The organism is Bacteroidota bacterium (assembly GCA_018831055.1).
GTDB lineage: Bacteria > Bacteroidota > Bacteroidia > Bacteroidales > B18-G4 > M55B132.
In genome coordinates this window covers 38,655-54,331 of record JAHJRE010000186.1, presented here as the reverse complement: position 1 = coordinate 54,331, position 15,677 = coordinate 38,655, and the positions used below count along the sequence as shown (strand labels likewise).

Sequence of the window (15,677 nt, the reverse complement as noted above, 5' to 3'; positions counted from 1 at the left end):
TTTTGCGGTTTCTCTTTTATTTCTTACAAACTTTTCGAGCTTTGAGCGGGTTTCAAATGATTCAATATACCATGTTAATAAAAAGGGCCCACCATCACCGAATGTTAATGAAGCATTGTATATCTCCGCGTAAAACATCATACGATTAATTTCCTGTGGATAGAAATTATGAACATAAGGGATAAGGTCGAATCCCCCTTTGTTGATCACCGATGCTTTATCCGATCTTTCAAAGGATTCCAGCAATTCTATCCCTGAAATACTTACCTGATCGCCCGGGAAATCGATTAATATTGGTTCTGTGGTAATATAGGGTTTTACCTTACGGTTTTGATCGGCAATAATGATTTCCATGTCATATTTCCCATTGGAAAGCAGGTAGCGATGCTGGTCCAGAAAATTGAAATTCACCTGTGTGGTATCATCAATTTCAGGACTAAGCAATTCGTATTTTGCAAAATCAACAATCTCTTCTCCCTGCCGGAATATTACTGTAACGGATACACTTCCCTGATACTTGCCGTTGGTCCCACGAACAAATTTTACGCTTTGTCCTACCACCGAAAGATAGGTTTCAACATACGGACCATCGGTGGGGGAGAGAAAAGTAGTATAATAAAGGTAGGCCTGAAGGTTTCCTGCCTTTTGGGAGTATGCCTGGTGAAAAAGGGTGAAGCTAAGCAGAATGATTAAAAACTGTTTCATCTTTTTATTAATAAATTATTTCCCTGATTTCGAAATCCTAACTAACCTTAAGCAAAATTAGCAAATATTGCAGCCGTGTCAAGTGTTAATAAGTTAACGGTTTTTATTGGCAAGTTAAAGGCTGTGGCCAATCATAAAAAAATTGTATTAATTTTGCCCCCGGAGAAATGCCGGAGCGGTCGAACGGGGCTGACTCGAAATCAGTTGTCCCGCGATAGCGGGACCGGGGGTTCGAATCCCTCTTTCTCCGCCAACAATAATTAATTATCCCTGTTTCGCCAGGGCCTGCCCCGGCGAAAGCCGGGGTTATATTCCTTTGCTGAGCTAACCACCTAACCATCTAACCATCTAACCATATAGCCATATAGCCATATAGTCATATAGCCACCTAACCATATAACCATATAGCCATATAATAAAAAAAACCCGGTTTGGCCGGGTTTCATGTTTAATATTGCGGAGGAAGAGGGATTCGAACCCCCGGACCGCGTAAACGGTCAACGGTTTTCAAGACCGCCGCATTCGACCGCTCTGCCATTCCTCCGCGGCAAAAATAGAAAAAAAACTCTCAGGTAAACCACCTGGTTTCATTTTTTAGGAAATTCTCAATAAGCAGGGTTTTATCCTGGCGTAAACCAGAAATTCACTAATTTTACCCTTTATCAATAAGCCCTTTTATATGGAAATTAATGCCGGTAACATGAGTAGTTTCGACTTGATAATGCGTGATAACGATTGGGCATTGTACCTTAACGGAAATCCCCTGCTTACTCCCGGAGGTTATGAAATAGCTCACCCTGAAGCAAGACTGCTCAAACACATTCTGACCCGGCTGAGCCTTGATGGTCATGTTGATACAGGTTCTGTCAACCCCTATACTTTATTCTCCTTTCAAAAGGATTTTCTCGACCTGGGAAATGATCCCCTTGCGCTGGGAATGCAGAAACTGGCGGATGAAGACATACTTGTTGGTATTAAAACAGGAAAAATAAATGTTATTCCCGGAAATGATAATGATAAAACGCTGGAGCTACTTGAAAACAATAGTTATATCCTTAATCTGATCTATACCGGTGTTTCGGAGATCAATACCTCTATTAACAATTTCCTGTTTACCGGCATTATGCCTGAAGAAAAGGATGTAGCCGGCCAGAGTTTTATTCATGACCGTATTTCGGATGCCTATCTTTCTATGAATCCAATGCAGCGATCGGCAGTTTGTCTGTTACTGCATTATCACCGAAGCGGTATTCTGCTTCCTTTACTTTTTGTTTCAGGAAGGATTATTGCTTCAGAATATGTAAACTTATGGGTTGCCACCCACCTGAAGTTTCCGGAACAATATGCTGCTAGTCTTCCCGGAGTTACAGGATATGAACCCGAGAGTCATGATTTAGTGCAGGATGCCGGATCGGCGGTAATGATGTTCCGCCGTTTGTACGAAGAAGCAATTCAGGTGAAGGAGTATTTATCTCTTTTCGAAGAAAATGGGAATTCTTTTATGGGAGTGTTATCTCTTATCCGGGAGGGTGAAAGTGATACTCTGGAATTCAAAACATCATTGCGCTGGGATGTATACCAGAACAAAAAGAACCCCGCCATAGAACATGCAAGCCTTAAATCTATTGCTGCCTTTTTAAACTCTTCCGGCGGCGATCTTCTTATAGGTGTGCGTGACGATGGATCCATCAGCGGCATTGAAATCGATGTCTTTGAAAATGATGACAAATTCCTCCTCCATTTTTGGAATCTGGTTAAATCATCCCTCGGGCAGGAATCTTCACCTTATGTTAAAACTATCCTGGAAAAATTTGACGGAAAAACCGTATGCCGTGTTTCATGCAATCCCGCTCCATTCCCGGTTTTTCTGCAACAAAAAGGTTTTGGTGAGGAATTTTACATCAGGGTGGGACCTGCAAGTGCAGCCCTGGAAATACGGGAAGCGTTAAAATATATAGAAGACAGATTCAACAGAAAACATTAATTTTTTGTTAAAATATTCTAAATTAGATTTATTCTAATTAATTTGAATTAATTTTGCAACTTCATTTCTGATTTGATATTCGGTCAATTTTTCAAAGGTATGAGTTATATTAAGTTTGATAAGGGCCAGTTGATTAATCTGGAGTATTCGTTAAACAAAGAGTTGATACGTTCGAACCGGGCGGGCGCATATGCCAGTATGACCATTATTTGCTGCAATACCCGTAAGTATCATGGATTATTGGTTGCTCCTCAACCGGGGATAGATTTCGAAAATCATGTATTGCTCTCCACGTTGGATGAAACTATCATCCAACATGAGGCGGAATTTAACCTGGGCATCCATAAATACCCGGGAGGGGTATACCAACCTAAGGGCCACAAGTATGTCCGGGATTTCAGTATGGATCCTATTCCTTATCTTGTTTATAGGGTTGGTGGTGTGGTCCTTAAAAAGGAAATGATCCTTATGGAAAACTTTGACCGGGTTTTGATACGCTATACCTTGTTGGAAGCTCATTCTCCCACAAAACTGCGATTCAGGCCTTTTCTTGCATTCAGGAACGTGCATAGCCTGCATCGTGCAAATATGTTTCTCAATGATAAATATGAGAATGTGCCGAACGGTATACGCATGAGACTTTATGCAGGATACAGTCCTCTGTATATGCAGTTCAGTAAAAAACCCGAGTATGTTCATGTCCCAAACTGGTATTACAATATTGAATACCAGGAAGAAATGCTTCGTGGTTATGATTATCAGGAGGATCTTTTTGTTCCCGGCTTTTTCGAATTATCAATAAAAAAAGGTGAAAGCATTGTTTTTGCTGCCGGTACTGAAGAGGTTAGTCCTGCTTCCCTTAAAACTTCTTATACAAGGGAGATTAAAAACCGTATTCCACGCGATAATTTTGAGAATTGTCTTTTTAATGCAGCCCAACAGTTTGTTGTTAAAAAAGGTAATAAAGCTGAGGTAATTGCCGGATTTCCCTGGTTTGGAAGGTGGGGAAGGGACACATTTGTTGCCCTTCCTGGACTTACGCTTACCTCCGGAAATGAGAATGCTTTCTGGGCTGTGATCAATACCATGGTTTCGGAGTTAAAAGGGCCTCTATTTCCTAATGCTGGTAAAGGTGATGGTTCCAATTTTCAGTCGGTGGATGCTCCACTCTGGTTCTTTTGGGCCCTGCAACAGTACCGGATTATTACAGGTAAATCCGGAGATATCTGGAAAAATTATGGAAAGAAAATGAAAAAGGTGCTTGAAGGCTACCGTGACGGGACCGATTATGATATCAGAATGCAGGAGGATGGTCTGCTTTATGCTGGCCAACCCGGCATTGCTCTTACCTGGATGGATGCTGTTGCCTACGGTAAACCTGTCACACCTCGCACCGGCCTTGCTGTTGAAGTAAATGCTTTATGGTACAATGCGATCCGGTACAGCCTTGAACTGGCTAAAGCTGCCGGTGATAAAGCTTTTGTCAAATCATGGGAACCTATAGCAGATATGATCCCTGCAGCTTTCATCAACACTTTCTGGCTTAAGGATAAGCAATACCTGGCTGATGTGATCAACAGGGATGAAATTGACCGCTCTCTTCGGCCTAACCAGATCTTTGCCGCATCTCTTCCTTACAGCATGATTGATGATGAAATAAAGCAGGCGGTGATCAAATCTGTTGAAAAGGAATTACTGACTTCAAGAGGCTTGCGCACATTATCTCCTCAGGATAAGAACTACAAAGGTATTTATTCAGGAAATCAGGGCCAGCGTGATGATGCTTATCACCAGGGTACGGTATTCCCATGGTTGCTTGGTCATTTTGCTGAAGCTTACCTTAATCTACACGGAAAATCCGGAACTAATTACATTAAAAAACTATACAAGGGCTTTGAAGAAGTGATGACAGAAGCCGGTATCGGAACTGTTTCTGAGGTATATGACGGCGATCCGCCTCATAAACCGGGTGGTGCTGTTTCGCAGGCCTGGAGTGTGGCCGAATTGATCAGAATAAAATATTTACTCGATAAATATGAACAGTAAAGCTGAACCGTTGTTTAGCTGCAAAATACTTCTTTGAGCATGAGAGTTTTAATGTTCGGGTGGGAATTTCCACCTCATATAACCGGAGGCTTAGGTACTGCCTGTTTCGGTTTGACCAAAGGCTTACTGAAAAAAGGCGTGGAAGTTATTTTTGTGGTTCCCAAAGCTTATGGTGATGAGGACCAGAATATAGTCCGGCTTATTAATGCCAGCGATATTCCCGTCGATTTCTCCGATCAGGAATACCAGGATTACTGGCGCCGGATTACTTATATGCAGATAGGTTCCAATCTTATCCCTTACGTTGGACCTGAGGAGTTCAGAAGGATCATGGAAGAAAAGGAACTGGAGAAATCTCTTTCTAATGATTCTGTTCTGGCAAAAAGGTTTGAGTTTTCAGGGAAATATGGTAAAGACCTGATGAACGAAGTGAAACGCTTCGCCCTGGTAGCTTCTGCTATTGCGGCGAAATATGATTTTGACGTTATTCACGCCCACGACTGGCTGACTTACCCTGCCGGAATTGCCGCTAAAGCCGTTAGCGGTAAACCCCTCGTTACCCATATGCATGCAACCGAATTCGACCGTTCCGGAGAAAATGTCAATCAAAATGTATACGACATTGAGCGTAAAGGGATGGAGGAAAGCGATATGGTTATCGCTGTGAGCAACCTTACACGAAATATCGTGATAAATCGCTATGGGATTGATGAAAATAAGGTAGTTACAATCTATAATGCCGTTGAGCCCAGTAATAGGGGAGAGGCAGATGTAAGGAGAAATGTTAAGGAAAAGGTCGTCACTTTCCTGGGGCGTATTACTTTCCAGAAAGGCCCGGATTATTTCGTTGAAGCCGCCAAAATGGTCATCGATAAAGACCCTGATGTAAGGTTTGTGATGGCTGGAACCGGCGACATGATGAATAAAATTATCCGAAGGGTTGCCCAGCTTGGTATCGCCACCAAATTTCATTTTACCGGATTCCTGAAAGGTGACGATGTAGATCATATGTTTGGCCTTAGCGATGTTTTTGTGATGCCATCAGTATCGGAACCTTTTGGGATAGTTCCCCTGGAAGCAATGCGTTCCAATGTCCCGGTTGTCATTTCAAAGCAATCCGGCGTTGCCGAAGTGCTGATCCATGCATTAAAAATCGACTTCTGGGATATCCATAGCATGGCCGATGCTATTTATGGTCTTTTACACTATGAAGGACTTTCAAAAATGTTCATAAGATATGGAAAGGATGAAGTGAATAACCTGAAGTGGGATAATGCCGCCAACCAGGTTAAGGATGTTTATAAACGAATATCAGGTGAAACTGTTTAACAATATTTTGGTATGAGATCAATTTGCTTTTATTTCCAGGTTCATCAGCCATTCCGGCTAAAAACCTACCGTTTTTTTAATATCGGGGAAGATCATCATTATTACGATGAATATCAGAATAAATACATTATAAAAAGGGTGGCTGAAAAGTGTTACCTGCCTATGAACAGCCTTTTGCTGGATCATATTAAAGAATATGGTCCCGCTTTTAAAGTGAGCTTTTCCATTTCAGGAACTGCCCTTGATCAGTTTGAAATGTATGCTCCGGACGTGTTGCAGAGTTTCAAAGACCTTGCCGCCACCGGTTGTGTTGAATTCCTTGCTGAAACACATGGTCATTCGCTGGCTGCTTTAAAAAGCCGCACAGAATTCGAGAACCAGGTAAACCGGCATGGCGAGAAAATTATGAAGCATTTCGGGATTAAACCCGTTACTTTCAGAAATACGGAGTTGATATATTCCGATACAATAGGCGAGATGGTTGCAGATATGGGTTATCAGACTATGCTTACGGAAGGCGCCAAGCATATCCTGGGCTGGAAAAGTCCTAATTATATGTATTGTAATGCTATCAATCCAAAACTTAAACTCCTGCTGAAGAATTTTCGCCTTAGTGATGATATTGCCTTCAGGTTTTCGCAACAAAGCTGGCAGGAATGGCCTTTAACAACAGAAAAGTTTGTGGGTTGGCTTAATGAAATTGATCCCAAAGAGGAAGTGGTGAACCTTTTTATGGATTATGAAACTTTTGGCGAACACCAGTGGCCAGAGACCGGTATTTTTGACTTTATGCGTGCCCTGCCTGCCAGAGTGTTCTCTCACTCAAACTTCACCTTTAACACTCCCTCAGAATTGGCTGCAAAAATGCAACCTGTTGGCTCTATACATGTACCTTACCCAATATCCTGGGCAGATGAGGAAAGAGATCTTACTGCATGGCTTGGAAATGAGTTGCAGGATGAAGCCTTTGCCAAACTCTATGAGCTGGAGGATAGTGTAAGAAACTGCCCTTATCCTGATATACAAAACGATTGGGTGTACCTCCAAACAAGTGATCATTTTTATTATATGTGCACCAAATGGTTTTCCGATGGAGATGTGCATAAATACTTCAATCCATACGGAACTCCATATGAGGCTTTCATTAATTACATGAACGTGTTGTCTGATTTTATTATTCGACTCAGGAATTGTTCATCTTCATCCGACTGGCAAACCATTAGCCAAAAGCAGGCTGAAGTCGTAGAAGATGTCAAAGAATTGGTAAGCAAAACTGCCCGGAAGATTTCCGAAAAGGTTAAATCAGGCACTAAACAGAAGAAAGCCGATCTGGATGACCTATTAAAAGTTTCAAATACCAGGATTAAAGGAATGGTTAAGGAAATGGATCTTGAAGAACTGGCAGTGGCCCTTAAGGATGCCGGTGATGAAATTCAGGAAAAGATTATCCGGAACCTTGGTGCTAAAGCTAAAGCTAGATACGAACAGTTACGGGATGAACTGGGTAAAGTTAAAAGCTCGGATATCCGTAAATTCCGCGATAAGTTGTTTAATATCCTTGATGGTAAGTAAATAATTCGTTTTAAATGGATTTTCAGGTAAGGGATAAGTGGTTTCTGGTTACCGGAGCAGGTTCGGGGTTGGGTAGGGCTGTGGCAGAACGCTTGTTGGCAGAGGATGCATGTGTTATTGCCTGTGCGCGCAATCTTCATGATTTCCCGGAACATGAAAAACTGATGCTCATCCCCGGTGATGTTCGCGATCCGGAGATTATCGGCTCATTGCTCAATTCTGCTTCCCAAAAGGATATACGGGGCGTTTTTATTAATGCCGGAGGACCTCCTGCCAGAACTTTCCTGGAAACAACTACAGAAGATTGGGATGAGGCTTACAGACTACTGTTTCGTTGGAAAGTGGAACTCGTGCACGGTTTGTTACCGCATTTCATTAGAAGACGCTTTGGTCGGATTGTTTTCAGCGAAAGCATTTCTGTTAAACAACCGGTGGAAAACCTGGTGCTTAGCAATTCCCTGCGTATGGCTGTTGTAGGCCTTGCCAAAACAATTTCAGAGGAATATGCACCACAGGGAATCACAGTGAATGTCATGGCTCCGGGGTATCATGATACTGCTGCCATTGATAGATTATTCCTGAAAAAGAGTCAACAAACCGGCAAGAGCACTGAGCATTACCGTGAGCAGATTGTTAAAGAAATTAATGTTGGCAAATTGGGAGATCCGGACGAGTTTGCCATCCTTGCTCTCTGGTTATTGTCGCCGCTGTCAGCCTATATTACAGGACAAACTCTGTCGGTGGATGGCGGAACTGTAAGGTATTCAATGGGTTAATGTTCTTTTTCTGTGATTGTTTTTACTCGAAATTTTCTTTTGCCCAATCTTATTACTTTTATATTTTCGCATTTCTGAAAAACTAAACTGCTGTTATGAATAACCATCCTATCAAAAAGCCTGATTTTCTTTTTGAAGTTAGCTGGGAAATTTGCAACAAAGTAGGCGGAATTTATACTGTTCTTTCTACTAAAGCTTTGACACTTGCCAATGAACTTAAAGATAATTACATTCTTATCGGTCCCGATGTCTGGAAGGAAACACGTGAACATCCTGATTTTATTGAAGATCCTTATATTTTTGTTTCCTGGAAAGAAAAAGCCAGGAAGTCAGGGCTTAACATCAGGATCGGCCGATGGAATGTAGCCGGACAACCCATTGTAATTCTTGTGGATTTTACACCATATTTCTCTTTAAAAGACACCATTTTTTTTGAGTTTTGGGAGAAATATAAACTCGATTCTCTCTCAGGACAATGGGACTATATCGAGCCTGCTTTGTTCGGGTATGCAGCCGGCAGGGTTATTGAGAGTTTCTATGAATATAATATTTCTGCCAGCGACCGGGTAGTGGCGCAATTTCATGAATGGATGACCGGTACCGGAGTCTTGTATCTTAAGGAAGCTGTTCCCCAGGCAGGGACTATTTTCACAACCCACGCAACGGTGATGGGCCGGTCGATTGCAGGTAACGGCCTCCCGTTGTACAGGGATATGGATAAGTTTGATATTAGCAGGCTGGCAAGGGATTTCGGTATATATTCAAAATTTTCTCTTGAGAAAACAGCTGCTGCCCTGGCTGACTGTTTTACTACAGTTAGTAGCATAACTGCGCGGGAATGCCAGCGTTTTCTTGCAAGAGACTGTGATGTTATTACCGTAAACGGGTTTGACGATTCAATTGTACCGGATGAACAAGGGCTTTCAGAGAAAAGAGCTGAAGCCAGACATAAAATATTTAGCGTAGTCCGTGGACTTCTGAATCAGGATATTGATGAGAACAGCTTGCTGGTGTTGAATAGCGGACGCTATGAATTCAAAAACAAAGGGATAGATCTTTATATCGATGCTTTAGGTCGTATTAACCGGGAAAAATCTATGAACCGCCAGGTGCTGGCTGTCATTTCCGTCCCGGCTCATCATTCGGGGAAACGAAAGGAATTGCTTCAAAGAATGAAGAATCCCGATTATTCCAATCCTGTTACCAGGGAATATCTGACACATCACCTTTTTGATGAGTACTCCGATCCTATCCTGAACCGAATACAGGCCAACAATCTCAATAATTCCCCTGACGATCTGGTGAAGATTGTATTTATTCCAGCTTATCTCGATGGAATGGATGGCATCATCAACCTGAAATATTATGATTTCCTGACGGGTTTTGATCTTAGTGTTTTCCCATCCTATTATGAACCCTGGGGGTATACTCCGCTTGAAAGTGCGGCATTCCATATACCTTCTATAACTACTAATCTTGCAGGATTTGGACTGTGGGTGCAAACACAGGATCAGGGATCTCATGAAGGGATAAAGATAATTGACCGCACCGGCCAGGATGAATCGGCCGTCGAAGCCATTCGTAGTACTATCCATGAGTTTTCGGAATTATCCGGTGAGCAGATGCATTTGGCCAGGGAAAGTGCTTTTAGGATTTCTCAAAATGCTTTGTGGTCGAATTTTATCAAGAATTACCAGGATGCTTATCATCTTGCCATAGCTAAGGCTGCTGAGAGAGAAGCCCTTTTCAGGGGTAAGCAGCAACAATACCACTTTTTTGAAGTCCGGGAAACACAAAAAATAGAACCACACTGGAAGAAAATTGAAGTTAAATCGGATATCCCTCCTGTATTGGAAGGCTTACAATCAATTTCGATGAACCTCTGGTGGTCGTGGAATTGTGATGCAACCGAGTTGTTCGAAACGCTGGATCCGGTTTATTGGGAAGAATGCGGTCATAATCCCATCATGCTCCTCGAATCTTTATCGTACGAAAGGTGGAAGGAGCTTTCTGAAGATCAGGAATATATTGAGAAACTGAAGAAAGTATACGACCGATTCCAGATCTATATGAAAAAGGCTGATACAAAGCCTGATGGACTGATTGCATACTTCAGTATGGAATATGGATTGCATGAATCAATGAAGATATACAGCGGTGGTTTGGGAGTCCTTGCCGGAGATTACCTGAAACAAGCCAGCGATTCCAATAAAAATCTACTTGCAATAGGATTGCTATACCGGTATGGGTATTTCCAGCAGGAGTTCTCCGCTTTTGGAGAGCAGATTTCCACATATATTGCACAGGATTTTTCCAAATTGCCTCTGAATCTTGTAAAAAACAATGAGGGAAAATGGGTTAAAGTAAGCATTGCTTTGCCTGGCAGAACATTGTATGCCAGAGTGTGGCGACTTGACGTAGGCCGGATCCCTTTGTATTTGCTTGATGCTGATATACCCGAAAATACGGAAAAGGACCGTACAATTACCCATCAATTATATGGAGGCGATACGGAAATGCGTCTCAAACAGGAGTTGCTCCTGGGTGTTGGTGGAATCCGTTTTCTGAATCAGGTGGGTTTCAAACCCGATGTGTATCATAGCAATGAAGGCCATTCCGCTTTTATTGGCATTGAAAGGCTTCACCGTTTGGTTAAGGAAAGAAAACTGACTTTTGCGGAAGCATTGGAAGTAGTACGTTCCTCCACCTTGTTTACTACCCATACCCCGGTTCCTGCAGGTCATGATTATTTCTCGGAGGATCTGCTCAGAACCTATATCCCTCATTATGCAGAGCGTTTAAACATCTCCTGGGACGATTTTATGGCTCTTGGACGATTCGATCCCTCCAATGGCAATGAACGGTTTTCCATGAGCGTTCTGGCTGTTAAACTTTCCCAGGAAGTGAACGGAGTCAGTAAAATTCATGGGGCAGTATCAAGGGAAATGTTTTCCAGCCTTTTTCCTGGATATTATAAGGATGAACTTCATATTACTCATGTGACAAACGGGGTTCACCTTCCAACCTGGACAGCCCGGCAGTTCAGAAAGCTTTACGATAATGAGTTCGGGGCCAAATTTATGCAAGATCAGTCCAACCCTGCTTATTGGCGCAAGATACACCAGGTTCCTTCCGAGACTATCTGGAAAATCAGGATGGAATTAAAAACAAGAATGATAGAATTCCTGAAGGAAAGGATTACCAAAGAAATGACCGATCGTCAGGATCCGCCTAAAATTGTCTTTCAGGCTGTGGAGGCTCTCAACCCTAAAGCTCTGACGTTTGGTTTTGCCAGGCGATTTGCTACGTATAAAAGAGCTCACCTTTTATTTAATAATCTTGGAAGGCTTGCAGCCGTTATGAATCATCCCGACCGGCCAGTGCAAATAATATTTGCCGGAAAGGCACATCCAAACGATAAAGCCGGGCAGGATCTTATAAAACGTATTATTGAGATCACCAAAATGCCGGAATTCATTGGTAAGATTTTCTTTGTTGAAAATTATGATATGCATGTTGCCAGGATGCTGACCCATGGAGTTGATGTGTGGTTGAATACTCCGACCCGGCCAATGGAGGCATCCGGTACCAGTGGTGAAAAGGCAGTTATGAATGGTGTGCTGAATCTAAGTGTGTTGGATGGCTGGTGGGCCGAAGGATATAAACCCGGAGCAGGTTGGGCAATCAAGGAAAATAAAACCTATGAAAACCAACATTTCCAGGATGAACTGGATGCCGAAACCATATACAATCTCATGGAAGATGAGATTTTACCCCTTTATTACAAGCTTGATGCAAAAGGACTTCCCTCTGAATGGATTGCAGGCGTAAAAAACTGTATCTCCGAAATAGCCTGGAACTTCACGATGAAACGAATGCTGGATGAGTATTTTGAGAAATTCTATAACCCGCTCATTGCCAGAAGCAGGCTTATGAAGGAAAACAACTGTTTGCATGCAGTGGAGCTGGCTTCCTGGAAAGAACATATACGTAGAGAATGGAATTATCTTGAGGTCTTGTCAGTTAAACTTCCCGACACATCCCGGTACAATATGAAACTTGGTGATGAGTTTAAAGCAGAAATTAAAGTCAAAACCAACGGGATCAATGCAAGCCACATCGGTATTGACGCTATTTTCGGTTACAGAGTAAGCAATGCAATACCTGTGCCTTTGTTCGTAAAACAATTGCAACTTGCCAACGCCTATAAACATGAAGCTACTTTTGAATGCTCATTTCCAATGGAATATGCCGGATTGCTTGATTATGCCTTCAGGATCTATCCGACACATCCCTTACTGGCTCACCGGCAGGAAATTCCGCTGTTAACCTGGGCTTAATTCTTTCTTTATTACAATGGCTTTATTTATCTTTGAACCAGTTTATGAATTAATCGGATCATTATGGGACTATTACAAGGAAAAACTGCTTTGATTACCGGAGCCGCCAGAGGCATCGGGAAATCCATTGCCCTGGCCTTCGCAACAGAAGGAGCTGATATTGCTTTCTCCGACCTTTCTGTGGATGAAAATGTGAAAGCACTCGAAGGCGAATTGCTATCCATGGGCATTAAAGCCAAAGGCTATGCCTCCGACGCCGGATCCTTTGAGAAGAGCGAGGAGTTGGTTCAACAGGTGTTACAGGATTTTGGTAAAATCGATATCCTGGTAAACAATGCCGGCATTACCCGCGACAACCTGTTAATGAGAATGACTGAAAACGACTGGGATCTGATCATGAAGGTAAACCTGAAATCCGTTTTCAATCTTACCAAGGCCGTTCAGAGGGCTATGATCAAACAACGTTCCGGCTCTATCATTAATATGAGTTCTGTGGTGGGCGTGAATGGAAATGCAGGGCAATCAAACTATTCGGCCAGTAAAGCCGGTATTATTGGATTTACAAAATCAATTGCTCATGAATTGGGATCCAGGAATATACGTTGTAACGCTATCGCACCCGGATTCATCGAAACAGAAATGACCCACAAGCTTCCTGAAGATGTAAGAGTAAAATGGATCAGTGAAATTCCGCTGCAACGTGGAGGCACTCCGGATGATGTTGCGAATACTGCATTATTCCTTGCAAGCGACCTTTCATCCTATGTTACCGGACAGGTTGTCAGCGTTTGCGGAGGAATGAACCGTTAAATTATTTTCTGCATTGAAATTCGACATAATTACATCCTATCCGTTCTGGTTTGTTTTGCTTTGCATGGTCACCGGAACCGTTTATGCTCTTATCTTGTATTACAGGAATAAATCGGATGAGCTTAATGTGAATCTGAAAAGGGTGCTTGCGGTTTTGAGGGGAGTGGGGGTGACCCTTCTGGCGTTTCTTTTGCTTTCTCCATTGGTCAGATCTGTAACTGAATGGGTTGATAAACCTGTAATCGTTTTTTTACAGGATGAGTCGTCTTCCGTATTTGTCCCGCAGGACTCTCTTCTATGGTCCGCTTACCTTTCAGATAGCCGGAAACTACTGGCAGAATTATCGGAAAACTACCAGGTTGATGTTTATGCTTTCGGTGAAAAAATCAGAGAACAGGAAAGTGATCTGTTGAATATGGTTTTTACTGACAAATCAACGGATATTGCCAGTGCATTGGAGGATGTAGATGCAAGATATGAGAATCTTAACCTTGGAGCTGTGATCCTTGCCAGTGACGGGATTTATAACAGGGGGCAAAATCCCTTTTACACTCTGGAGTGGGGGAACTATCCGGTTTTTACTGTTGCCCTTGGTGATACAACCCGGCAGATGGATTTGCTGGTGCGAACTGTTAACTACAATAAAATTGCATACATGGGGAACGAATTTCCCGTGGAGGTAGTTTTACAGGCATTTGGTTGTCAGGGCAAACAAAGTATGCTTGAGATCATAAAGAATGCCCGTGTTGTATATTCCGAACCTGTCAATATTAACAGTGACAGGTTTTCCCGCATTATCCGCGCATCATTGACGGCAAGTGAACCCGGCATAAATTCCTATACCGCGAGGGTTCGGATCCTGGAGGGCGAAAACATTATTGCTAATAATGAAAGCAGGTTTTTTATTGATGTCCTGGATGCCAAACAGAAAATTCTTATTCTTTATCAGGCAGCCCATCCTGATGTTTCTGCCCTCAAAGAGGCCATTCGAAGTACCTATTTTTATGAAGCTGAGGATTTTCTGATCAATGATTTTACAGGAAGTATCGGGGAGTATCAGCTCGTAATTTTGCACCAGCTGCCATCTTCCAGCACGGCCTCCTTACGCGTCATGGAAGAAATCAGGGATGGAGATGTGCCGGTTTTGTATATTCTTGGCTCTCTTAGTGATATAAATATTTTTAATGGATCGGGTTCCGGGGTTTTGGTAGATAATTATTCCGATGCAAAGGATGAAGCACAAGCATGGCTTAATCCCGATTTTTCCCTTTTCCAGATCCCTGATGACATCAGACAGATGTTCCCTTCCATGCCTCCTTTGCTTTGTCGAAGCGGTGATTATCGTTTCGCCCCCTCAATGCAGGTAATGCTTTACCAGAAAATTTATTCTGCCGAAACACAACGACCGTTAGCGATAATGGGCCGGAATGCAGACACCAAAACCGGAATAATAGCAGGCGAAGGCTTGTGGCGCTGGAGGCTGAGCGATTATTCTTCGAATGGGAATCACGAAAGATTTAACACCCTGATTTCACATTTCATACGTTACCTGTCTCTTGATGAAGATCGTAAAAGGTTCCGTGTGGAAGTGGCCAGGCAGTATTTTGAAAACCAGGATGTTGTTTTGCATGCTGAATTGTATGATGAGAATTTTAACTTCCTTTCAGGAAAGGAAATCACCATTAAAATAATAAACGAATCCGGACAAGTTTATGATTTTACTTTCAATAGCCTTGATGAGACATACATTTTAGACGCAGGGCATCTTCAACCCGGAATATACAGGTATCATGCCAAAGCCTATATTGGAAATGAGATTTTGGAAGAAACCGGGGAGTTTCCTGTTTTGGATGTCAGCCTTGAAAGTATCTCCCAGACCGCCAACCACAACCTGCTTTTCAGGATATCCAAGGCATCCGGCGGTAGTATGGTGCTTCCTGAACAGTTATTATCACTTAAAGATTCTGTTGAGCAACGTTCTGATATCAAACCTTTGATTTATACCCGTGAAAAGTATACTGATATGATCAGCCTTCCCTGGATTTTCTTTCTTTTACTTTTCATCCTTTCCCTTGAATGGCTTGGCAGGAAATGGGGAGGGAGTTATTAACCACT

At 42.5% G+C, this 15,677-nt stretch carries 9 protein-coding genes and 2 tRNA genes; 9 read left to right on the top strand and 2 right to left on the bottom strand.

The window, feature by feature from the left end; all coding sequences use genetic code 11:
- Positions 1-705: hypothetical protein (locus KKA81_12195; protein ID MBU2651687.1), on the bottom strand; the 705-nt coding region annotated here is incomplete at its 3' end.
- 161 nt (positions 706-866) lie between these two features.
- Between KKA81_12195 and KKA81_12190 the strand changes: the two genes are divergently transcribed.
- Positions 867-958 (top strand) — tRNA-Ser (locus KKA81_12190).
- Between the two features lie 204 nt (positions 959-1,162).
- On the opposite strand, the gene KKA81_12185 is transcribed toward KKA81_12190, so the two are convergent.
- A tRNA-Ser gene (locus KKA81_12185) sits at positions 1,163-1,249 on the bottom strand.
- Positions 1,250-1,384: 135 nt separating this feature from the next.
- Here KKA81_12185 and KKA81_12180 point away from each other — a divergent pair.
- The 8 genes from KKA81_12180 to KKA81_12145 all read left to right on the top strand — a co-directional run bounded on the left by KKA81_12180 (position 1,385) and on the right by KKA81_12145 (position 15,672).
- Positions 1,385-2,689: an ATP-binding protein gene (locus KKA81_12180; protein ID MBU2651686.1), complete on the top strand. Its 1,305-nt coding sequence runs from the start codon at positions 1,385-1,387 to the stop codon at positions 2,687-2,689.
- 99 nt (positions 2,690-2,788) lie between these two features.
- Positions 2,789-4,735: an amylo-alpha-1,6-glucosidase gene (locus tag KKA81_12175; protein MBU2651685.1), complete on the top strand. Its 1,947-nt coding sequence runs from the start codon at positions 2,789-2,791 to the stop codon at positions 4,733-4,735.
- A gap of 39 nt (positions 4,736-4,774) precedes the next feature.
- A complete protein-coding gene (locus KKA81_12170; GenBank protein ID MBU2651684.1) occupies positions 4,775-6,064 on the top strand; it encodes a glycosyltransferase family 4 protein in 1,290 nt (429 codons plus the stop codon).
- A gap of 12 nt (positions 6,065-6,076) precedes the next feature.
- Positions 6,077-7,636 (top strand): polysaccharide deacetylase family protein, encoded by a 1,560-nt coding sequence (locus tag KKA81_12165; protein ID MBU2651683.1) that lies wholly within the window; start codon positions 6,077-6,079, stop codon positions 7,634-7,636.
- A 14-nt stretch (positions 7,637-7,650) separates the two neighbouring features.
- Positions 7,651-8,412, top strand: a complete 762-nt coding sequence (locus tag KKA81_12160) for an SDR family oxidoreductase (protein MBU2651682.1) — start codon at positions 7,651-7,653, stop codon at positions 8,410-8,412.
- Positions 8,413-8,507: 95 nt separating this feature from the next.
- Positions 8,508-12,752, top strand: coding sequence for an alpha-glucan family phosphorylase (glgP, locus tag KKA81_12155; protein ID MBU2651681.1), 4,245 nt, complete (start codon positions 8,508-8,510; stop codon positions 12,750-12,752).
- A gap of 63 nt (positions 12,753-12,815) precedes the next feature.
- The gene (fabG, locus tag KKA81_12150; protein ID MBU2651680.1) at positions 12,816-13,562 is read left to right on the top strand and encodes a 3-oxoacyl-[acyl-carrier-protein] reductase; all 747 of its coding nucleotides are present in this window, start codon (positions 12,816-12,818) and stop codon (positions 13,560-13,562) included.
- A gap of 13 nt (positions 13,563-13,575) precedes the next feature.
- Positions 13,576-15,672 carry a hypothetical protein gene (locus KKA81_12145; protein ID MBU2651679.1) on the top strand — a complete coding sequence of 699 codons (2,097 nt, stop codon included), beginning with the start codon at positions 13,576-13,578 and terminating at the stop codon, positions 15,670-15,672.
- The last annotated feature ends 5 nt before the right edge of the window (positions 15,673-15,677 follow it).